Origin of the sequence: Dactylosporangium sp. CS-033363, assembly GCF_050942475.1 — a bacterium.
In the GTDB taxonomy this organism is placed as follows: Bacteria; Actinomycetota; Actinomycetes; order Mycobacteriales; family Micromonosporaceae; genus Dactylosporangium.
The window spans coordinates 419,508-439,297 of record NZ_CP192032.1; the positions used below are offsets into that span (position 1 = coordinate 419,508).

Consider the following 19,790-nt stretch of genomic DNA (forward strand, 5'->3'; position numbering starts at 1 on the left):
CGGTCACTGCGGCAGCGGCTTGATCGCCCGCGCGATCAGCGCCGCCACGGCCACCAGCGCGGTCACCGCGACCAGCGAGCGCAGCACCGTGAAGTGGTCGCCCAGGAAGCCGATGAGCGGCGGGCCGCCGAGGAACGCGCAGTACCCGATGGAGGCGACCACGCTCACCCGCGGCGCGGCGAACTTCGGGTCGTCCGAGGCGGCGCTCATGCCGACCGGGAAGCCCAGCGAGGTCCCGACGCCCCAGAGGATCGCCCCGAGGAACGCGGTGCCGACGTTCGGGCCGAAGATGAACAGCAGCAGCCCGGCGACGGTGAACACGGCGAGCACCCGCAGGACGGTCACCCGGCCGTAGCGGTCCAGCAGGTCCGGGCCGAACCAGCGGCCGACCGTCATCGCGGCCAGGAAGACCGCGAAGGCGAGCGTGCCGATCGCCGCCGGGGCCTGGTAGCCGTCGATGAGCGAGATGCTGATCCAGTCGATGCCGGTACCCTCGGCCAGCGCGAACGCGAGCACGAACAACCCGACCAGCAGGGTCCGCGGCTCGCGCCAGAAGCGCAGCGTGTGGGCCAGGCCGCCGCCCTCGGCCGGGGCGTGCTCGGCCGCGCCGTCGGGCATGAAGTTGCGCACCGCGTAGATGGTGCTGACCCCGACGACGAGCGCGGTGAGCGCCAGGTGCAGCGTCACGGGCACGTGCGTGGTGACCATGAGCGCGCCGAGGAGGGCGCCGGCGACGGTACCGACGCTGAATCCGGCGTGGAAGCGAGCCATGATCGATCGTCCGACCGCGCGTTCGACCACGGCGCCCTGGACGTTCATGGCCACGTCCCACGCGCCGTTGGCGAAGCCGAACAGCAGCAGGCTCAGCACGACGGGCAACACGCCGAGGTGGTAGCCGGAGGCCGCGCCGGCGAGGGCGAGCATGAGCAGCCCGGCCATCGCCGTGACGGTCTTGCGCGAGCCGAAGCGGGCCACGATGTGCCCGGAGCCGACCAGCGCGACGATCGAGCCGGCCGCGATCGACAGCAGGACCAGGCCGAGCTTGGAGGGGGACAGGTGCAGGGCGTCGCGGATCTGCGGGATGCGCGAGGCCCAGCTCGCCATGGACACGCCGGACCAGATGAAGGCGGCGTACGTGGCGCGGGTGGCGGCCTTGGTGGCCCTGGCGGCGTCGGTGGGGGTGGGGACGGCGGTGTCGGTGAGGGGGTGGCTCATCAGGTTCCGATCGTTCGGTCGACGATCACCCGGATGTCCTGGCGGGACACGGGTCCGGTCGACAGGGTCTTGTGCATGACCAGGCCCTCGATCAGGGCGTCGATGCCCCGGGCGGTGGTCGGGTCGACGAACCGCTCCAGCACGGCCCGGCTCGTGCGCATCCAGGCCTCGGTGACCTCGCGCAGGGCCGGCTCGCGCAGGGCGGCCAGATACAACTCGTAGGCGATCGCCCAGTCCGACGCGCCCGCGCCGGCGTTGCCGTCGATGAGGTCGGTGACCGCCTCGACGAGCTCCTCGCGGTTCTGCACGCCGCGGAAGTGCGCCTCGTACGCGACCGACATGCGCTCGGCGTGCCGCCGGAACGCCTGGCACCGCAGGTCCTCGAGGCTGGTGAAGTGGTAGGTCAGCGACCCCAGCGGCACGTCGGCGGCGGCCGCGATGAGCCGGTGGGTGGTGCCGGCGACCCCGTGCTCGGCGATGACCGCGATGGCCGCGTCGATGATGCGGTCCTTGCGGTCGGGATCGTGGCGGCGGACGGACATCTCAGCCGCCGGCCGGGCCGTCGAGGATCTCACGCACGACGCGCGCCGGATTCCCGACCGCGACCACGTTCGCCGGCAGGTCCTTCACGACCACCGCGCCCGCCCCGACGACCGTGTTGGTGCCGATGGTGACGCCGGGCCCGACGATGACCCCGCCGCCGAGCCACACGTTGTCGCCGATGACGATCGGCGAGCCGGCCTCCCACTTGTCCCGCCGGGCCTGCGGGTCGACCGGGTGCCAGGCGGTGAGCAGCTGCACGTTCGGCCCGATCTGGACGTCGTCGCCGATCGTCACCCGGGCCACGTCGAGGCAGACGAGGCCGAAGTTCACAAAGCTACGAGCGCCAACCCTTGTCTGGTACCCGTAATCGAACTGCATCGGCGCCCGGATCTCGGTCTCGTCGCCGAACCCGCCGAGGAGCTCGGTCAGCAGCTTCCGCTTCGTCTCACCGTCGCCGGCCGGGAGCGCGTTGATGCGCCGCGTCAGGTCCTGCGCCCGCAGGTAGTCCCGCCCGAGCTCGGCGTCGGCGATGTAGAGCTCCCCGTCGAGCATCCGCTGCCGCATGGACTTCTCGGTCATGTGTACAAACGTACACTGGTTATGTACGTCTGTACACAGTCTTCTTTACCGGTATCTACGACGTCGCGCTCCGGACGATGTGCGTGCCACCCTCGCCCATGCGCTGGACCGCCAGCGCGGCGATCTCGGGCGTCATGCTGCGGGCGTCGGCGACCGTCCAGCCCTCGCCGGCCGCGTACGAGGCGCCGGACCACGTCGGGTGCACGATCGGGATGACCGACTGCATGACCGCCTCGAATGTGCGCTGGTCGGCCGCCGTGTCGAAGGTGGTGATCGTGACGACGGTGCCGTTGATCGTGCAGGTGCCCAGGTCGCGGTACTTGTAGACGCTCTCGTCGTGGGTGCTCGCCCGGGTGTAGCCGTCGCACTCCAGCTGCGCCGCCACCCGGTCGGCGTTCTCGCCCTGGTAGGTGGGGCGGGTCAGGGCGGCGACGGCGTTCGGGGCCTGCCAGCCGGCCACTCCGGCGACGGCGGCGAGGGCCACGGCGCCCAGGATCAGCCGGCCCTTGCGCCGCCGCGCGACGGGCTCGGTGGCGGGCTGGTCCAGGTCGATGATCGTGGCCATGGGTGCTACCCGCTTTCGTCGCGCCGGTTGTCGGTACCAACTCAGGCTAGGTGCGAAAAGGGTGCAATTCTGTCCTCCGATGCGCCGCCGTTGCACACGAAAAACCCGGCACCACAACGGATGCCGGGCTTCTCAGGTGCTTCAGCGGGCGGGGACGGCCTCGGTCACCGGGAACCAGGTCGAGGGCTGCTTCGGGTCGGCGAACTGCAGGTTGTCGAGCGTCTTGAGCAGCTCGCCCTGCGGGATGTTCGCGCCGCCGTCGGCGTGGATCTCGGCCAGGTACTTGCCGTCGGCCGACATCCGGAAGCACAGGTTCGCGTTGCCGGAGTTGCAGTACGCCGCGCTGCCCGCCTTCCGGTGCGAGGTGTCGGTGAACTCCGTCGGGTACAACGCGATCCGCACCGTCGGCCCGTGCCCCGTGGAGGCGTCGACCGGCTCGGTGAGCGAGGCGTAGGAGGGCTGGACCTTCGTCAGCCGCAGGCTCGCCGCCATGTACGAGGCGCCGGACGGGAAGTCGTCGGTGCGCCCGGCGGAGGTGAGCGAGTACCCGGCCGGCGTGTACGTCGTCTTGATCGCCACGGTCGCCGGGGTGGCCGCCGCGCCGGTCAGGCCGGTCGCGAGCTTGAGCAGGTCGGCCTTGTTGTACCGGCCGCCGATGACCGAGCTCACCACGGCCCAGGCGCCGTCGGTGTACTGCCAGGCCAGCTCCGGCGCGGGCGCCAGGTCGGCCGAGTCGATGTACATCGCGTTGGCCAGATACAGCCCCGGCCGCCCGTTGACGGTGACGTGCTCGCCGGCCGCGAACTTGCTCGGCTGGAACACGCCCGGGCGGTACACGGTGATGGCGGCGCTGTAGAGCGGCGAGGACGCGGCGACGGCTCCGCTGGTGCCGTCGTACATGTTCTCGTTCTCGCTGCCGTGGCGGACGTAGAGCTCCTGGTAGCCGGGCGTGATGTGCTCCGGCGCGGTGACCGTGAAGTCGCCGGTCTTGAAACCGCTGAAGCTGTACGTCCACTGCGCTTCCGGATACGCCAGCGGCGCCGGCGCGGCCCCCACGGGCGCGGGCGGCGGCGTCGAGGAGAGCGCCTGCGGCAGGGTGAGCGCGGCGAACACGGCCGCGGCGGTCAGGGTGGCCGCGGCGCCGCCCTGCAGGAGCCGGTGCTTGGAGCGGCGCTTGCGGCCCTCGCTCACGAAGTCGTCGACGTCCCGGCGCATCGGCGGGGCCGCGGACAGGGCGTCCGTGCGCGCCTGTTGCAACAAGTCCTGCATGTTCTGGGTCATGACGCCCTCTCGATATGTCCGGATCCCGCGATCGTGCCAAGGGGTTCGGCGACGTCGAGCCGCTCGCGCAGCCTGGCCAGGCCGCGCGCCGTGTTGGTCTTGACGGTCCCCTCGGGGCACCGCAGCGCCTCGGCGGTCTCCTGGACGGTCCGGCCTTCGAGGTAGCGCAGCACCAGGACCGCGCGCTGCTGTACCGGCAGCGTGCGCAGCGCCTCGAGGACCGTGACCCGGTCGATGACGTCCGGCGTGTGGTCGCGCACGGCCGGCTCGGGCATCGCGTCGCCCACCGCGTGCTCGCGCCGCCACCAGGGCCGCCGCACCTCGTCGACCGCGGCCCGCACCACCATCGTGCGGGCGTAGCTCTCCGGCCGTTCGACCTTGCGCCACCGGGCGTAGAGCTTGGCCAGCGCCGTGCACACGGCGTCCTCCGCCAGCTGCCAGTCGCCGCAGGTCAGATAGGCCAGTCCGCGTAGCTGGTCCATCTGCACCGAGACGAACTCCCGGTATGCCGCCTCGTCGTCGCGGTTCACCAGTCGTTGCTCCAATCGTCGCGGGGACTAGACGGCCGAAAGGGCGGCCCCGGTTTCAGCTTTCGCCGAAAACTTCCGGGACCGCCCTGACCCTTGCATGCGGTGACTACATCGAGCCCGCCGGGACGAACGTGAAGCCCGCCGCCTGAATGCCCTCCACGGTCGTCTTCAGGTAGCTGACCGGCACGTACGGGTGGAAGAAGAAGCTCGCCACGCCGTCCTTGACCGCCATGTTGAGCTGGGCCGACGCGATGAGGTCGGCCGGCAGCATGGCCGGGTGGTTGTTGTACGGCTCCAGCTCGATGTTGCCGAGGTTCTCCGGGTAGGTCAGCACGCCGTAGATGTCACGCACCGTGTACGGGAAGTACTGGCCGATGATCCGCGTGTTGTCCAGCGCGCCGCCGCGCATGGCGCCGGAGGAGTACAGGCCGCGGTCGTAGCGGGTCTTGAACGTGGCCGCGACGGCGCGGTTCGAGGCGTCGCTGCCGGCGTAGTGCGGGAACTCGAAGATCGTCGGCTTGCCCAGGCCGGCCGCCGCGAACGCCTGGAACGAGGCGTCGATGCGGCCCTGCGCCCACGCCTGCGAGTCCTCGGCCACCGGCCCGTCGTAGATGACGTTGTTCGTGGCCGGGTCGACGTGCGCCGTGTAGAACTCGAAGTCGTCCGCGCTGACGCCGTTGTACGGGTTGTCCTTGCTCGCGTACTGGTGCGTGTACCCGTGCATCAGCAGCGTGCCGCCGTGCGCCTGCATGTTCTTCAGCGCCGCGACCACCAGCGGGCGGTCGGCCAGCGTGTAGTCCTCGGGCTTCCCGTTGTCGCTGTACGCGCCCTTGCTGTCCACGTAGCGCGGGTACACCGCGACGCTGAACGGCACGTTCTTGCTCGACAGGTAGGCGGTGATCGCGTTGAGCTCGGCCGGGTCGGCGTCCGGCCCGACGTCCTCGATGCGCACCAGGGCCCGGTGCCGCTCGGTGGTGCCCGGCGCGAGCGCCTCCTCCAGCAGGTTCGCGAAGGCGACGTACCGGTCGTTGGTCGTCATGTACGCGTACGGGATCTCGCCGAGGTAGGTGAAGTTGCCGGCCCGCACGCCCCAGGAGAACGCCGAGCTGTCGGTGTCGCGCACCGCGTCGCCGATCGAGGTGGCCTTGGTCGCGTCGGAGATCGTCGTGCCCATGATGCCCGCCATGTTCTGCGGGTCGCGGGTGAACGTCTTGCCCTCGTAGTTGACCTTCGACACCGCCGAGACGTCGAACGACGTCCAGTTGAAGCCGCGGTTCGCCACGAAGTTCGGGTCGCGGGCGGTGAGCTGCCAGATGTTGTCGTACACCCAGATCACGGGCTTGGTCGTGGCGGTCACGTCGTCGAGGAAGGCGGTCGGGATCGGCTCGTCGTAGGTCGAGCCCATGTAGATCACGGCCTGGTAGGCGTCCAGCTCGCCGGCCGTGTAGTCCACGACGGGCTGCGCGGTCCAGTCGCCGAAGTGCGAGGACAGGTTCGCGGTCGCGATCGCGTACTGCTCGCCGAGGAAACCATAAGGACCGGTGGTGTCGTACAGCACCAGCGTCCTGCCCGTCGCGCCCGGGATGCCGGCGCCGGTGCTGGCGTTGACCAGCGGCGCGGCCGGCGTGGTGACGAGCGTGCCCGGCGAGGCGGCGGAGACGTTGCCCGCCTCGTCCAGGGCTTCAACCACGAAGGTGTACGGCGTCTGTGCGCTCAGCCCGGTGATCGTCGCACTGGTCGCGGTGACCGTCTGCACGCTCGGGCCGCCGGTGATGCGGTACGCGACCACGCCCCGGTCGTCGGTGGACGCCGCCCAGGACAGCGCCACGCTGGTCGCGGTCAGCTCGCCCGGCACCGGCGCGCCGGGCGCGGTCGGGGCCGTCACGTCCGGCGGGGGCGGCGGGGTCAGCGTGGTGAACTCGGCGGCCGCCCCGGCCGGCGAGACGTTGCCCGCGGCGTCGACGGCCTTGACCGTGAGCGAGTGGGCAGTGCTCGGCGCGAGGCCGGACAGCGTCGTGGTGGTCGCCGGCGGGTTGCCGGTGAGCGTGGCGATCGGCGTCGTGGCCGTACCGTTGAAGATCTGATATCCCGTGACGCCGACGTTGTCCGTGGAAGCGGCCCAGCTCACGGTGGCGCCGGTGGTGGTCACGTCGCTCACGGCGGGGGCGCCCGGGGCACTCGGCGCGCTGCGGTCGGTCGTGCCGGTGGTGAACGCCCAGATGTACTGGTCGCTCAGCACGCCGGTGCTGCCCTTCACCTTCACCGTGATCGTGTACCGCGTGCTGTCGGCCAGCGCCGCCCGCGGGACGAACGAGAAGGTGTGGGTGGGGGAGTCGTAGGTGTAGTAGGCCGGCACCGCGGCGCCGCCGTTGGTCTTGACGAACGAGTACCGCAGGGAGGCCGGGTCGGTCGCGTCGTTGAACGTGACGGTCGGGTGGACGGCGGTCGAGACCCCCGTCGAGCCGTTCTTCGGGGTGACGGCGCTGACGCCCGGGGCCGCGGCGTGCGCCACCGTCCCGAGAGTGCCCGCGGCCAGGGTGCCGGCCAGCGCCGACCCCACCAGCTTCACCGAAATGCGCACGGGTTCGCCTTTCTTGGCTTTGGCTTTGGGAAAAGGGCCCCGGCTCCGAGGTGTCGAGCCGGGGCCCCTGTGGGGGTGCTGGGTCAGTTCGCGCAGAGCACGTAGAACTGGACCTGGGCGGTACCGGAGCTGATCTTGCGGTAGCTGTACGTCCACTGCTGGCTCAGGCTGTCGGTGCCGGCCTTGGACGTGGAGAGCGAGACCTGGCCGCTGACCACGGTCATGCCGCCGCCGACGACGGTGCCGGTGTCGCAGGAGAAGTTCACCGACTGGGTGGTCGAGCTGGTCACGCTCTGGGTCGAGCTGGTCTTGCGGGTGTAGCCGTCGCCGGCCGGGCCCTGGGCACCGGCGGCGCCCGCGGCACCCTGCGCGCCGGCCGCGCCGGTGGCGCCCTTGATGCTGCCGATCGGGGACCAGGTCGCCGCGTCCGTCTTCTTGTACATCAGGAAGTCGGTGGTGTTGAGGTACACGTCGCCGACATTGCCGAGGGTGCCGGCCGGGAGGCCCGCGCCGGTCAGGATCGAGGAGCCGTTGACGCCGTCCTTGCCTGCCGTGCCGTCCTTGCCCGCCGTGCCCTGGGCACCCGCGGCACCCTGCGCGCCGGCCTCGCCCTGGGCGCCGGTGGCACCCTGCGCGCCGGTGGCACCCTTGAGGGAGGTCAGCCACTCCTCGGGGGAGCCGGCGAAGAGGCCGCTGTCGACGGCCATCTGGTACGCGTCCTTGCCGTCGGTGCCGTGCCCGACCAGCGACTGCAGCCACTCGTCGACGGTGCCGATGCTGGGGTCGGCGAGCTTGGCGAGGTCGTACGCGCTGGCGCCGGGCATGCCGGGCAGGCCCTGGGCACCGGTGGCGCCGGTCTCGCCCTGAGCGCCCTGGGCGCCGGTCGCGCCGGTCTCGCCCTTCTCGCCCTGCGGGCCGGGGGCGCCGTCCTGGCCGTTGACGCCGGGGATGCCCTGGAGGCCCTGCTCGCCCTGCGCACCGGTCTCGCCCTTTTCGCCCGTGGCGCCCTGGGCTCCGGTGGCGCCGGTGTCGCCCTTCTCGCCCTGGGCACCCTGCGCGCCGGTCTCGCCCTGCGCGCCGGTGGCGCCGGTCTCGCCCTTTTCGCCCGTGGCACCCTGGGCGCCGGTGGCACCCGTGTCGCCCTTCTCGCCCTGCGCACCCTGGGCACCGGTCGCGCCGGTGTCGCCCTTCTCGCCGGTCGCGCCCTGCGCACCCGTGGCACCCTGCGCTCCGGTCTCGCCCTGCGCTCCGGTCTCGCCCTGAGCGCCGGTCGCGCCCTGCGCACCCGTGGCACCCTGCGCGCCGGTGGCCCCGGTGTCGCCCTTTTCGCCCTGCGCGCCGGTCGCGCCCGTCGCGCCCTGGGCACCGGTGGCACCCTGCGCACCAGTTGCGCCCTGCGCGCCGGTGGCACCCGTCGCGCCGGTGTCGCCCTTTTCGCCCTGGGCACCCGTGGCGCCGGTGGCTCCCTGGGCACCGGTGGCGCCGGTCGCGCCCTTCGCGCCCGTGGCGCCGGTCGCACCCTGGGCGCCGGTCGCGCCGGTTGCGCCCTGGGCACCCGTGGCGCCCTTCGCGCCGGCCGCACCCGTGGCGCCCGTGGCGCCCGTCGCGCCGGTTGCGCCGGTCTTGCCGGTCGCACCCGTGGCACCGGTCGCGCCAGTCGCACCCGTGGCGCCCGTCGCGCCGGTGGAGCCCTTGGCTCCGGGCGGGCCGACGGGGCCGGCCGGGCCCTGGGCGCCGGTGGAGCCCTTCTGGCCCTGGTTGTTCCACTGGATCTGCGTCTCGCCGCTCTTGCAGCGCTGGCCGCCCTGGTAGTCGATGACGCGCAGCGCGCCGGTGCTGGTCGTGCGGCAGCCGGTGATGACGCCGGTGCCGGAGTCCGGCACGGCGCCGTAGGCGGTGGCGCCGACGCCGACGAGGACGGCCGCGGCGGTCGCGCCGATGGCGGCCATCTTCTGCTTCTTGGACTGGAACACGAGGTCTCCCGAATCTCAGTGGCGATGCTGGGGGGCTACTTACCGGTGACGACAACCCGCTCGGACGGCTTGAGCTGCGGCGGCGCGGGCGGCGCCGGCATCTCGCCGTCCTTCGCGGGCCGGCTCTCCGCCGTCGGCGCGTGCTTGGCCTTGTCCTCGTGCGCCACCCCGAGCCCGATGCCGAGAGCGAGCGCGCCGGCCGTGAAGGCGGCGGCGATGCCGATGACTACCTTCTTGTGCACGACGACTCCTCAAGGGCACGAGGGCACGGCGCAGCGACCGCGGAGCACGCGGCGAGCGCTGTGAGCGGATGCGTCGGAGATTCGCGCGTGGGCACGCACCGGATCCCCTTGGAACAAAAAACTTTGTCCGGGTCCGGTTTCGCCACTGACTCCCCGCCGGGCCGATTCGGCGACCAAGATGGTGCGCCCGGCGGATCACTGTCTTCCCGTCAGCCCGTCGCCGGGCTGGTCCACTTAAGGTAGCGGCCGGGTTGCAGGAGCGTTGTCGTCAGCGCGGGATGCAGTCACACGCCAACCGGATGACACGCGGCTAGGGAACGTACAGGCAGAACGGGTGCCCGTCGGGGTCCAGGCACACGCGCACGTGCTCCTGCGGCTGGTGCGCGGCGACCGTCGCCCCCAGCTCGACCGCCCGGGCGACGGCGCTGTCCAGCTCGTCGCAGGCGATGTCGAGATGCGCCATCATCTGCTGGGTGCCGGGCGCGGCGGGCCAGACCGGCTGGACGTACAACGGCTCGGTCTGAAACGACAGCGCCGCCCCGCCGGCCGGATCGCGCAGTGTGACCCAGTCCGCCTCATCGGCGTCGACCGGCCATCCGAGCAGCGCGGAGTAGAAGCGCGCGAGCCGCCGCGCGTCGGAGGCATTGAGGACGGTCGCCTTCAGCCTCACCGCACGGTCTCGATCAGCTGCGTGAGCTCCCGCATGAGCCGCTCCGCCCGCGCACTCCCGAACGCCGCCTCGACCGCCCGATGATGCGCGGTCGCCGTGTGATCGAGCCGATCGAGCAGCGTGGTACCGGCTTCGGAGAGGTACACCGCGACCCGGCGGCGGTCGTTGGGGTCCTGCCGGCGGTACACAAGGGCAGCATCGACAAGGCGGTCAATCGCCTTGGTGAGCGTCGGATGCGGCATCAGCGCCGCCTCGGCGAGGTCCCCCATCGAATGCCCCCGCCCGTCGGAGAGCGCCTGCAGAATGCGCCACTGCTCGACCGAAACCCCCTCCGCCTGCAGCGCCGCCGCGAACCCGCGGTTCACCGCCCGCTCGGCCTCGCTCAGCACATATCCGAGGTGGGACCGCAGCCCGACCGCATCCACCGATGTCACCCCTTCCGCCCGCCCGCCATTGTGAAGATACTCGGCGACGTGGATGAGGTCCGGGTCATCACCGACCCGCTGGAGGCACGCCTGCTCCCACCCGACCCGGGCGGCCCGGTGCGGGTGGCGCTGGCCGTACCCACCTCGGGCACGTTGGGCATGATGGCCCCGGCGGTGCTCAACTGCGCCCGCCTGGCCGTGGCCGAACTGAACACCGCAGGCGGCTTGCTGGGCCGCCCCATCGAGCTGGTCCTGTTGGACGCCGGCCGCCCCCCACAGGCGGTCGCGACCGACCTGGCAGATTTGGCTGGTGCAGGCGCGATCGCGGCGGTGGTGGGAACGCACGCCAGCGATGTGCGAGTGGCCGCGGTGAAGGCGTTGGACGGGCGCGTCCCGTACGTGTTCACACCGCCGTACGAGGGTGGCGAGCAGTCGCCGGGCGTCTACCTGCTGGGCGAAACCCCGGCCACCCAGCTCCGCCCGGCCATGGACTGGCTGGTCAGACACCGCCGCGCCCGCCGCTGGGCGCTGATCGGCAACGACTACGTCTGGCCGCGCATGCTGCACCACGCGGCGGTGGCGTATCTGCGCGCGGCGGGCGCCCAGGTGGTGGCGTCGCGATATGTCCCGTTCGGCGCCCTGGATCCGGCCCCGCTGCTGGACCTGGTGACGCGGCGCCGCGCGGATGCGGTCCTGCTCACGCTGGTCGGCAGCGATTTGGCCGCCTTCAACCGCGCGTACGCCGCCTCGCCGCTGCGCGCTCCTCGCTTGTGCGCCGCCTTGGAGGAGAACGGCCTCCTGGCCACGGGCGGGGATGCGACGGGGGAGCTGTACGCGACGATGGGCTACTTCGGCAACGTGGCCACGGACGCGGGGCTGGCCTTCGTCGAGCGGTACACCCACCGCTACGGCTGGCAGGCCCCGGTCCTGAACGGCCATGCGGAGGCCTGCTACGACGGCGTACGCCTGCTGGCCGCCCTCGCCTCCCGCGCCGGCTCGCTGCACCCGGCGGCGATGGACGCCACGGCCGACGGCACCACCATCACGGGCGGCCGCGGCCCCCTGACGGTGCGCGGCCGCCATGTCGATCCCCCGGTCTACCTGGCCCGAGCGGACGGCCTGGACTTCGACGTCCTGGGCGCCCTCTGAACCCGGTCCGAGAATCTTTCCATTTTCAAGTATTAGGGCTACCGTTCGGGGGCATGGCGGAGCCTCCCGATATCGAGCGGTTCGGATACACGCAGGAGCTGCAGCGCTCCCTCACGTTCACCGATCTCCTGGTGTACGGCCTGATCTTCATGGTGCCCATCGCGCCGTTCGGGATTTTCGGCGGGGTCTTTCAGGGCTCCGGCGGCATGGTCGCGCTCGCGTACGCGATCGGCATGGTGGCCATGGTGTTCACCGCGCTGTCCTACGCCCAGATGGTCAAGGCCTTCCCCATGGCCGGCTCGGTGTACACCTACGCGGGACGTGGCATCGCGGCCCCAGTCGGCTTCCTGGCGGGATGGGTGATCCTGCTCGACTACGTGCTGGTGCCCAGCCTGCTGTACCTCGTGGCCAGCGTGGCCATGAACTCCGTCGTCACCGCGGTGCCGATCTGGGTCTGGTTGATCGCGTTCGTGGTGCTCAACACCGTCGTCAACCTGCTCGGGATTCAGCTCACCGCCCTGGTCAACAAGTTCATGCTGATCGGCGAGCTCGTGGTGCTGGCGATCTTCATCGTCATCGGGATCGTGGCGCTCTCCCAGGGCAAGGGGCGCGGATTCGACTGGACCCCCTGGTACAACAGCCAGACGTTCTCGTGGCCGCTCGTGTTCGGGGCGGTGTCGATCGCGGTGCTGTCGTTCCTCGGGTTTGACGGGATTTCGATGCTGGCCGAGGAGCATCGCGGCGAGGCGCGGCAGATCGGGCGGTCGATGGTCGCGGCGCTCGCGCTCGCCGGCGTGCTGTTCATCGTGCAGACCTGGGTGGCCGCGCTGCTCGTGCCCGATCCGCAGAAGCTGCTCGACGACGGGGACCCGGGCGGCACGGCGTTCTACGACGCGGCGCGCGTCGGCGGCGGGGCCTGGCTGGCCACGCTCACCGCCGTGGCCACCGCGGTCGCCTGGGGGTTCGCCAACGCATTGGTCGCGCAGGTGGCCACCTCGCGGCTGCTGTACGCGATGGCGCGCGACCGGCAGCTGCCCGCGTTCCTCGCCCGGATTTCGGCCAAACACCGCGTGCCCGTCAATGCCACGTTCGTGGTTGCCGTCGTGTCGCTCGGGCTGGGGTTGTACATGTGGTCGCGCGACGACGGGATCACGTTGCTGTCCACGCTGGTCAACTTCGGGGCGATGACCGCGTTCCTGGCGCTGCACGTTTCGGTGTTCTGGCACCATGTGGTGCGCAACGGCAGTCGCGACTGGCTGCGGCATCTGGTGTTCCCGCTGATCGGGTTCGCCATCCTGCTGTACGTCGTGATCAATGCCAAGGTCGCCGCGCAGATGCTCGGGTTCACGTGGCTGGGCATCGGCGTGATCATTCTCGTGGCGCTCTACGCGACCGGGCGGCGCCCCAAGCTGGCTGGGCAGGCTAATGACTGAACTGCACGTGTATGAGCCGACCGTCGACGAGCTGGCCTACACCTTCGGCGGGCGGGCGCCGGTGAAAAGCGTCAGACCCGGGGACGTGCTGCGGGTGTACACCGAGGACTGCTTCGGCGGGCGCGTGACCGGCGTCGACACGCTGCCCACCGCCGTGGTCGAATTCCCGTTCCTCAACCCGGTCAGCGGGCCGTTCTACGTGGAAGGGGCGGCGCCCGGGGACACCCTGGCGCTGCACTTCGTCAGCCTCGAACCCGCGCGGGACTGGGCCGTGTCCAGCACCTTCCCGCACTTCGGGGCGCTCACGTCCACGTCGCACACGGCCACCCTCCAGCCGCCGCTGGAAGAGCGCGTCTGGTTGTACGAACTGTCGCGCGAATCTGTTCGCTTCAGTGCTCGCAACAGTGACTTCGTCGTGGACCTGCCGCTCGATCCGATGCACGGGACCGTCGGGGTGGCGCCGGCGGCGTTCGAGGCGCGCATGACCATCACGCCGGATGCGCACGGCGGCAACATGGACACGCCCGAACTGCGCGCCGGGGTGACCGTCTACTTCGGAGTCAATGTGGACGGTGCGCTGTTCGCGCTCGGCGACGGGCACGCGCGGCAGGGGCACGGCGAGGTGAGCGGGGTGGCGGTCGAGTGCGCGATGCGCACGACGCTCGTGGTCGAACTGCTCAAGGGGGTGCCGACGCCGTGGCCGCGGCTGGAGTCGGACGAGTTCCTCATGAGCACCGGCTCGGCGCGGCCGCTCGAGGACGCGTACCGGATCAGTCAGCACGACCTCGTGACGTGGGTGGCCGGGCTGACGGGGCTGGACGAGCTGGACGCGTACCAGCTGATCAGCCAGGCCGGCGAGGCGCCGGTCGGCAACGTGTGTGACACGAACTACACGATGGTGGCCAAGGTCGCCAAGCGGTATCTGCGCAATGCCGAGGCGTACGACGGTGTTCACGCACGGTTGCGCCAAACCGCGCTAAGAATGGGTTCATGAAGCTTGGTCTGCACTACTGGAACTTCTCCAACCCCGGCGAGCCCACCGCGATCGGTCCGACCCTGCGCGAGACCGTGCAGGTCGCCGAGCAGGCGGGGGTCGCCTCGTTCACGGTCATGGACCACTACTTCCAGATGGAGCAGTACGCACCGGCGGACGAGCCGATGCTGGAGGGGTACACCACGCTCGGATACGTGGCCGCCCTGACCCAGAAGATGACGCTGGGGCTGCTGGTCACCGGCGTGATGTACCGCCACCCGGGCCTGCTCGCGAAGATCGTGACCACCCTCGACGTGCTGTCGAACGGGCGGGCCCGGCTCGGCATCGGCGCGTCGTGGTACGAGCGGGAGCAGCGCGGCCTCGGCGTGCCGGTCGTGCCGATGGCCGAGCGGTTCGAGCGGCTCGAGGAGACGCTGCAGATCTGCCACCAGATGTGGAGCGCCAACCCGGCCAAGACGTTCGACGGCAAGCACTACCAGCTCACCGAGATCATCAACTCGCCGGCCGCGATCAGCGCGCCGCACCCGATGATCATGATCGGCGGGGGCGGCGAGAAGAAGACGCTGCGCCTGGTGGCCAAGTACGCCGACGCCTGCAACCTCTTCGGCTCGACCAAGGAGGACGTGGCCCACAAGCTCGACGTGCTGCGCGAGCACTGCGACGCCGAGGGCCGCGACTACGACTCGATCGTGAAGACCGCACTGGTGACCCGGCCGGCCCTGGTCGACCCGGACGCCTGGCTGGCCGACGTCGAGGCGTTCAAGGAGCTGGGCATCACCGAGGTCATGACCATGCCCGACCGCAATCCGGTCGAGTTCGCCAACGGACTTGCGGAGAAGGTACTGCCTCGCCTGGCGTCCATCTAACGGTCAAACCTGCGGGTAGAAAGTCCGATTTACGCAGAAAGCGGTATCTGTACCGAAGCAAAACCGTTGGACTGGAACGATGAGAGTTCTGGTCACCGGCGGGGCGGGGTTCATCGGCGGCAACCTGTGCCGGGAGCTCGCCGCGCATCCCCGGGTGTCCGAGGTCGTCGCGTTCGACGATCTCAGCACCGGTAGCGAGCGCAACCTGGACGGCGTCGACGCGCGGCTGGTCGTGGGCAGCATCCTCGACCGGCCCGCGATCGACGCCGCGGTCGGCGAGGCGGACGTCGTCATCCATCTCGCCGCGCGGCCCAGCGTGCCGCGCTCGGTCGCGGATCCGATGCGCAGCCATCTGGTCAACGCCAACGGGACCATGCACGTGCTCGAGGCGTGCCGCCTGGACGGCACCCCGATCATCGCGGCGTCCTCGTCCTCGGTGTACGGCCCCACGCGCACCCTGCCCAAGCACGAGGAGCTGCCGACGCGGCCGCAGAGCCCGTACGCGGCGAGCAAACTGGCGGCGGAGTCGGCGATCCTGGCCTATGGCGCGACCTACGGGCTGCCGGTCCTCGCGCTGCGGTTCTTCAACGTGTACGGGCCGCTGCAGTCGGTCGGGCACGCCTACGCCGCCGTCATTCCCACGTTCGCCGACGCCGCGCTGCGCGGTCAGCCGGTCCACGTGCACGGCGACGGGCGGCAGACGCGGGACTTCACCTACGTCGGCACGGTCGCGCGGCTGCTCACCGACGCCGCCGTGCGCCGGGTCACCAGCCCCACGGCGGTCAACCTGGCCTTCGGCACGCGCACCTCGCTGCTGGAGCTGGTCGACAAGATCCGCATCCTGACCGAGCGGCCGGTCGAGGTGGTCTTCGATCCGGCTCGCCCGGGCGACGTGCGCGACTCCCAGGCCGACTCGACGCGCCTGCGTGAGCTGTTCCCCGGCCACGGCCCCGTCCCGCTGGACGAGGGCCTGGCCGAGACGATCAGGTGGTACGCGCAACAGACAGCGTCGGCACCGCAATAACCACATCCGGTACGACGCACAGATCCGCCATCGCGCCGGTGAGCGCCGCCCCGTCCCCGCGCAGCGCCAGGGCCAGCGCGGGGTCCAGGGGCGGCACGGCGACGTGCGAGATGAGCGGGTGCAGCGGGCGGACGTCGGCCTCACCGGGCCCGAACAGCTCCTCGTGCAGCTTCTCGCCAGGGCGCAGTCCGGTGTACACGATGTCGACCGGCGCATCCCCGATGAGCTGCCGCGCGAGGTCGGCGATGCGCACCGGCGAGCCCATGTCGAGCACCAGCGCCTCCCCGCCGGAGCCGATGGCCGCCGCCTGGATCACGAGCTGGACGGCCTCGGGGATCGTCATGAAGTACCGCGTGACGTCCGGATCGGTGACGGTGACCGGCCCGCCCTCGGCGATCTGCGCGCGGAACGCCGTCACCACGGAGCCGCGGCTGCCCAGCACGTTGCCGAAGCGCACGTTGAGGAAGCCGTGGTGCGCGGTCAGCCGCTCGGTGATCCGTTTCGTGTACCCGAGCACGCTGATCGGATCGGCCGCCTTGTCGGTGGAGACGTTCACGAGCCGCCGCACGCCGGTCGCGGCCGCGGCCTCCAGCACGTTGAGCGTGCCCAGCACGTTGGTCTGCAGCGCCTCCGCGGGGTGCCGCTCCAGCAGCGTGAGGTGCTTGAGCGCGGCCGCGTGGAAGACCACCTCGGGCCGGCGGGACTCGAAGATCTGCCGGATCGTCGCGGCGTCGCGCAGGTCGGCCAGGATCAGCGACGGGTCGTCGAGCAGCGCCCGGCCGTGGATGGACAGCTGCACGGCGTGCAGCGCCGACTCGTCGCGGTCGAGCATCATCAGCTCGGCGGGCGCGAAGCGGTGCAGCTGGCGGCAGAGCTCGGAGCCGATCGACCCGCCGGCGCCCGTGACGAGCACCCGGCGGCCGGTCAGATAGTCGCCGATCGCCGCGAGGTCGGTCTCGATCGGCCGCCGCCCGAGCAGGTCGGACAGCTGCACATCGCGCACCTGGTCGATGTCCAGCGAGTCGTCGAGCGAGGGCAGCACTTTCATGAAATATCCGGATATTTTGGACAAATCGCTTCGCAGTGCGCGCAGCAACGCCCCGTCCTCGTTGCGCACCGCGAAGATGACGCCCTGCGCGCCGGTCGACGTGAGCGCATTGCGCAACGCGAAACGACCACCGAGCACGGCGATGCCGGAAATGCGCAGCCGCTGTTTGCGCGGATCGTCATCGAGGAAGCCCGCCGCGCGATAGCGACAGTGCGGATCCGCCGACATGGCCCGCAGGAGCCGGTGGCCGGCCGCGCCCGCGCCGTAGATCAGGACCGGCACCCGCGACGAGGTGGCCGGCCGCCGCGCCAGGCGGGTCCAGCGAACGGCCACCATTGCCAGCAGCGCCGCCGCCGAACCGCCGAGCGGAACCAAAAACGGCACCGGGGCGAGCGCGGTCAGCAGAACGCCGGCGATCGCCACCGTGCACGCCAGCGCGCGCAGTTCGGCGATCGACGCGTACTCGTACCGCCGCCGATACAGCTGCACCGGCCACGCCACCGCCGAGTGCAGCGCCGCCGCCAGCAGCAGCGTCCCGGCGGCAGCGGCGAGGGGCGGGCGCGAAGGCGAGATCGCGACGGCAAGAGCGAGCCCACCGGTCCATGCGTACAGGTCGGCCGGCCAGTCCCCAGGGCTTGAAGGTCGGTGATCGTCCACGCGACGATTCTTCACGAATGCCCGTCCTATTTCGGCGTAAAAGCCCGTATCGCTCCCCAACCCCGGGCCGAGATGTCACGCTGGGTCGAGCAAGCGGCTACGGGAGGTCATGGCGCATGGAGCTGCGCGACTACGTCAGCGCGGTCCGCAAACGCTGGTGGCTGGTGGCCACGACGGCGTGCCTGGCGCTGGTCGCCGCCGTGGTGGTGACGGCCCAGACCGCCCCCACCTACGCCGCGAGCGTCACGTTCTTCGTCAGCACGCCCAGCAGCGGCGTCACCGACGCGTACCAGGGCGGGCTGTTCTCGCAGCAGCGCGCCCGCTCGTACGTCAACCTCGTCGGCAGCGACCGGCTGGCCAAGTCCGTCGCCGCCGACCCGTCCGTCGGGCTGGACGCGGCGGGCGTGCGCAAGCGCATCTCGGCGCGCACGGTGCCCGACACGGTGCTGCTCGAGGTCACCGTCACCGACACCGACAGCGGCCGGGCCCTGCGGGTCAGCGAGGCGGTGGCGACCAAGTTCGCCGCGCTCGTGGCCACGCTGGAGACCCCGCCGGGCGGCAGCAATCCGACCGTCCGGGTGGACGTGGTCACCGGGCCCTCGGTGAGCACCACCCCGATCAGCCCGCAGCCGGTGCGCAACTTCGCCATCGCGATCCTGCTCGGCCTGGTCGCCGGGGCCGCCGCCGCGGTACTGCGGGAACTGCTGGACAACAGCATCCGCTCGGTCGCCGGGCTGCGGGCGGCGACGAAGCGGGCGATCCTGGCCGCGGTACCACACGATGCGCACGCCATCGAATCGCCGCTGCTCGTCGAGGACGCCGCCTGGTCCCCGCGCGGCGAGGCGATGCGGCACCTGCGGACCAACCTGCAGTTCGTCGACCCCGACCGGCGGGCCCGCTGCGTGGTGGTGACCAGCGCCCTGCCCGACGAGGGCAAGTCCACCATCGCCTGCAACCTCGCGATCGTCCTGGCCGAGGCCGGGCACCGTGTGCTGCTCGTCGACGCCGACGTGCGCCGGCCCAAGCTCGCCGAGTACCTCGACCTGGAGGGCGCGGTCGGCCTGACCAACGTGCTCGTCGGGCAGGTCGACGTCGCGACGGCCGTGCAGCGCTGGGGCGACCAGGACCTGTTCGTGCTGTGCAGCGGCACGATCCCGCCCAACCCGAGCGAGCTGCTCGGCTCGCAGCAGATGACCCGGCTGCTGGCGGAGGTGAGCGAGGACTACGAGTACGTCGTGGTCGACACCTCCCCGCTGCTCGTCGTCACCGACGCGGCCGTGGTCGCCAGCCGGGCCGACGGCGCGGTGCTGGTGACCCGGGCCGGGCGGACCACGGTCACCCAGGCCCAGGCGGCCGTCGAGGCGATCGAGGCGGTCTCGGCGCGGCTGTTCGGCTGCGTGCTCAACGGGGCCAAGGGCGGCAACGGCGACGGCTACACCTACGCGTACTACGGCCCCACGGACGCCGACCACCGCCAGCCCCGGGCGCTGCCCGCCGGTCCGGCGCAACCCGAACCGGAGCCGGAGCCGGATGCGGCCGAACCCGTCAAGGCCGGGACGCGAGGAGCCTGAGGATGCCCTCGATCGTCGCGGCGCACTCCCGGAACTGCTCGATCGGGCCACCGAACGGGTCCTCGAGGTCGTCGTCGACCGGCTTGCCGGGCTGCAGCCGCCCGCGGACCGAGGCGATCTCCCGCAGCGTCAGCGGGCCGGCCGGGATGGCGGCGGCGTACCGGGCGTACTGCCGCAGCGTGAAGGTCTTGCCCGCGGTCGCGGGGGCCATGGTCACGCAGTGCGCGCGCTCGGCCCGGGTCGCGGTCAGCACCAGCGGCGCGGCCAGCAGCAGCGACGGCACCACCCGGCGGCTGAGGAAGCCCTCCGGGTCGGCGCCGCGCTCGCGCAGCACGGTCTCGGCGTGGCCGGGCATCTCCAGGCCCGGCACGGCGTGCGTGCCGGCGCTCTGGGCGTCCAGGTCGAGCGCGCGGGCCAGCCGCTCGGCCATGGCGGACCGACACC

Annotated in this window: 19 protein-coding genes; 6 read left to right on the top strand and 13 right to left on the bottom strand. The window is 71.4% G+C overall.

Annotation, left to right across the window (positions count from 1 at the left end):
- Window positions 1-3 precede the first annotated feature (3 nt).
- From ACQPZ4_RS01985 to ACQPZ4_RS02035, 11 genes are all read right to left on the bottom strand, one after another.
- Window positions 4-1,215, bottom strand: a complete 1,212-nt coding sequence (locus ACQPZ4_RS01985; protein ID WP_433055194.1) for an MFS transporter — start codon at window positions 1,213-1,215, stop codon at window positions 4-6.
- The gene (locus ACQPZ4_RS01990) at window positions 1,215-1,757 is read right to left on the bottom strand and encodes a TetR/AcrR family transcriptional regulator (protein WP_433055197.1); all 543 of its coding nucleotides are present in this window, start codon (window positions 1,755-1,757) and stop codon (window positions 1,215-1,217) included. The genes ACQPZ4_RS01985 and ACQPZ4_RS01990 overlap by 1 nt, the downstream gene beginning before the upstream one ends.
- 1 nt (window position 1,758) lies before the next feature.
- Window positions 1,759-2,337: a sugar O-acetyltransferase gene (locus ACQPZ4_RS01995; protein ID WP_433055200.1), complete on the bottom strand. Its 579-nt coding sequence runs from the start codon at window positions 2,335-2,337 to the stop codon at window positions 1,759-1,761.
- Between the two features lie 55 nt (window positions 2,338-2,392).
- Complete coding sequence (locus ACQPZ4_RS02000) at window positions 2,393-2,902, bottom strand: hypothetical protein (protein WP_433055203.1); 510 nt, start codon at window positions 2,900-2,902, stop codon at window positions 2,393-2,395.
- A 141-nt stretch (window positions 2,903-3,043) separates the two neighbouring features.
- The gene (locus ACQPZ4_RS02005) at window positions 3,044-4,183 is read right to left on the bottom strand and encodes a hypothetical protein (protein ID WP_433055206.1); all 1,140 of its coding nucleotides are present in this window, start codon (window positions 4,181-4,183) and stop codon (window positions 3,044-3,046) included.
- Window positions 4,180-4,713: a SigE family RNA polymerase sigma factor gene (locus ACQPZ4_RS02010; RefSeq protein ID WP_433055209.1), complete on the bottom strand. Its 534-nt coding sequence runs from the start codon at window positions 4,711-4,713 to the stop codon at window positions 4,180-4,182. Before ACQPZ4_RS02010 ends, ACQPZ4_RS02005 begins: the two co-directional genes overlap by 4 nt.
- A gap of 106 nt (window positions 4,714-4,819) precedes the next feature.
- Window positions 4,820-7,294 carry a DUF2334 domain-containing protein gene (locus ACQPZ4_RS02015; protein WP_433055212.1) on the bottom strand — a complete coding sequence of 825 codons (2,475 nt, stop codon included), beginning with the start codon at window positions 7,292-7,294 and terminating at the stop codon, window positions 4,820-4,822.
- Window positions 7,295-7,377: 83 nt separating this feature from the next.
- Window positions 7,378-9,267 carry an exosporium protein gene (locus tag ACQPZ4_RS02020; RefSeq protein ID WP_433055215.1) on the bottom strand — a complete coding sequence of 630 codons (1,890 nt, stop codon included), beginning with the start codon at window positions 9,265-9,267 and terminating at the stop codon, window positions 7,378-7,380.
- A 35-nt stretch (window positions 9,268-9,302) separates the two neighbouring features.
- Window positions 9,303-9,509 (bottom strand): hypothetical protein, encoded by a 207-nt coding sequence (locus ACQPZ4_RS02025; RefSeq protein ID WP_433055219.1) that lies wholly within the window; start codon window positions 9,507-9,509, stop codon window positions 9,303-9,305.
- Window positions 9,510-9,819: 310 nt separating this feature from the next.
- Window positions 9,820-10,179 carry a VOC family protein gene (locus ACQPZ4_RS02030; protein ID WP_433055222.1) on the bottom strand — a complete coding sequence of 120 codons (360 nt, stop codon included), beginning with the start codon at window positions 10,177-10,179 and terminating at the stop codon, window positions 9,820-9,822.
- Window positions 10,176-10,604 carry a MarR family winged helix-turn-helix transcriptional regulator gene (locus ACQPZ4_RS02035; protein ID WP_433055225.1) on the bottom strand — a complete coding sequence of 143 codons (429 nt, stop codon included), beginning with the start codon at window positions 10,602-10,604 and terminating at the stop codon, window positions 10,176-10,178. The genes ACQPZ4_RS02030 and ACQPZ4_RS02035 overlap by 4 nt, the downstream gene beginning before the upstream one ends.
- A 48-nt stretch (window positions 10,605-10,652) precedes the next feature.
- On the opposite strand from ACQPZ4_RS02035, the gene ACQPZ4_RS02040 reads away from it, so the two are divergent.
- From ACQPZ4_RS02040 to ACQPZ4_RS02060, 5 genes are all read left to right on the top strand, one after another.
- Window positions 10,653-11,753, top strand: coding sequence for a substrate-binding domain-containing protein (locus tag ACQPZ4_RS02040; protein ID WP_433055228.1), 1,101 nt, complete (start codon window positions 10,653-10,655; stop codon window positions 11,751-11,753).
- Window positions 11,754-11,806: 53 nt separating this feature from the next.
- Window positions 11,807-13,186, top strand: coding sequence for an APC family permease (locus tag ACQPZ4_RS02045; protein WP_433055230.1), 1,380 nt, complete (start codon window positions 11,807-11,809; stop codon window positions 13,184-13,186).
- The gene (locus ACQPZ4_RS02050) at window positions 13,179-14,180 is read left to right on the top strand and encodes an acetamidase/formamidase family protein (RefSeq protein WP_433055233.1); all 1,002 of its coding nucleotides are present in this window, start codon (window positions 13,179-13,181) and stop codon (window positions 14,178-14,180) included. The genes ACQPZ4_RS02045 and ACQPZ4_RS02050 overlap by 8 nt, the downstream gene beginning before the upstream one ends.
- The gene (locus ACQPZ4_RS02055; protein WP_433055236.1) at window positions 14,177-15,046 is read left to right on the top strand and encodes an LLM class F420-dependent oxidoreductase; all 870 of its coding nucleotides are present in this window, start codon (window positions 14,177-14,179) and stop codon (window positions 15,044-15,046) included. The genes ACQPZ4_RS02050 and ACQPZ4_RS02055 overlap by 4 nt, the downstream gene beginning before the upstream one ends.
- Before the next feature lie 79 nt (window positions 15,047-15,125).
- Entirely contained in the window at window positions 15,126-16,070 is a 945-nt protein-coding gene (locus tag ACQPZ4_RS02060; protein WP_433055239.1) for an NAD-dependent epimerase/dehydratase family protein, read from the top strand.
- Here ACQPZ4_RS02060 and ACQPZ4_RS02065 read toward each other — a convergent pair.
- Complete coding sequence (locus tag ACQPZ4_RS02065) at window positions 16,030-17,775, bottom strand: polysaccharide biosynthesis protein (RefSeq protein WP_433055242.1); 1,746 nt, start codon at window positions 17,773-17,775, stop codon at window positions 16,030-16,032. The genes ACQPZ4_RS02060 and ACQPZ4_RS02065 overlap by 41 nt on opposite strands.
- Before the next feature lie 116 nt (window positions 17,776-17,891).
- Here ACQPZ4_RS02065 and ACQPZ4_RS02070 point away from each other — a divergent pair, with 116 nt between their 5' ends.
- The gene (locus ACQPZ4_RS02070; protein WP_433055246.1) at window positions 17,892-19,346 is read left to right on the top strand and encodes a polysaccharide biosynthesis tyrosine autokinase; all 1,455 of its coding nucleotides are present in this window, start codon (window positions 17,892-17,894) and stop codon (window positions 19,344-19,346) included.
- Here the strand turns inward: ACQPZ4_RS02070 and ACQPZ4_RS02075 are convergent.
- The gene (locus tag ACQPZ4_RS02075; protein ID WP_433055249.1) at window positions 19,321-19,776 is read right to left on the bottom strand and encodes a low molecular weight phosphatase family protein; all 456 of its coding nucleotides are present in this window, start codon (window positions 19,774-19,776) and stop codon (window positions 19,321-19,323) included. The two genes, ACQPZ4_RS02070 and ACQPZ4_RS02075, sit on opposite strands and share 26 nt — an antisense overlap.
- Between the last annotated feature and the right edge of the window lie 14 nt (window positions 19,777-19,790).

What these genes read in the sequence shown, in the direction of transcription:
- ACQPZ4_RS01985 (WP_433055194.1), bottom strand. Translation starts at nt 1,215, where the DNA reads ATGAGCCACCCCCTCACCGACACCGCCGTCCCCACCCCCACCGACGCC.
- ACQPZ4_RS02060 (WP_433055239.1), top strand. Translation starts at nt 15,126, where the DNA reads ATGAGAGTTCTGGTCACCGGCGGGGCGGGGTTCATCGGCGGCAACCTG.
- ACQPZ4_RS02055 (WP_433055236.1), top strand. Translation starts at nt 14,177, where the DNA reads ATGAAGCTTGGTCTGCACTACTGGAACTTCTCCAACCCCGGCGAGCCC.
- ACQPZ4_RS02000 (WP_433055203.1), bottom strand. Translation starts at nt 2,902, where the DNA reads ATGGCCACGATCATCGACCTGGACCAGCCCGCCACCGAGCCCGTCGCG.
- ACQPZ4_RS02070 (WP_433055246.1), top strand. Translation starts at nt 17,892, where the DNA reads ATGGAGCTGCGCGACTACGTCAGCGCGGTCCGCAAACGCTGGTGGCTG.
- ACQPZ4_RS02005 (WP_433055206.1), bottom strand. Translation starts at nt 4,183, where the DNA reads ATGACCCAGAACATGCAGGACTTGTTGCAACAGGCGCGCACGGACGCC.
- ACQPZ4_RS01990 (WP_433055197.1), bottom strand. Translation starts at nt 1,757, where the DNA reads ATGTCCGTCCGCCGCCACGATCCCGACCGCAAGGACCGCATCATCGAC.
- ACQPZ4_RS01995 (WP_433055200.1), bottom strand. Translation starts at nt 2,337, where the DNA reads ATGACCGAGAAGTCCATGCGGCAGCGGATGCTCGACGGGGAGCTCTAC.
- ACQPZ4_RS02045 (WP_433055230.1), top strand. Translation starts at nt 11,807, where the DNA reads ATGGCGGAGCCTCCCGATATCGAGCGGTTCGGATACACGCAGGAGCTG.
- ACQPZ4_RS02075 (WP_433055249.1), bottom strand. Translation starts at nt 19,776, where the DNA reads ATGGCCGAGCGGCTGGCCCGCGCGCTCGACCTGGACGCCCAGAGCGCC.
- ACQPZ4_RS02050 (WP_433055233.1), top strand. Translation starts at nt 13,179, where the DNA reads ATGACTGAACTGCACGTGTATGAGCCGACCGTCGACGAGCTGGCCTAC.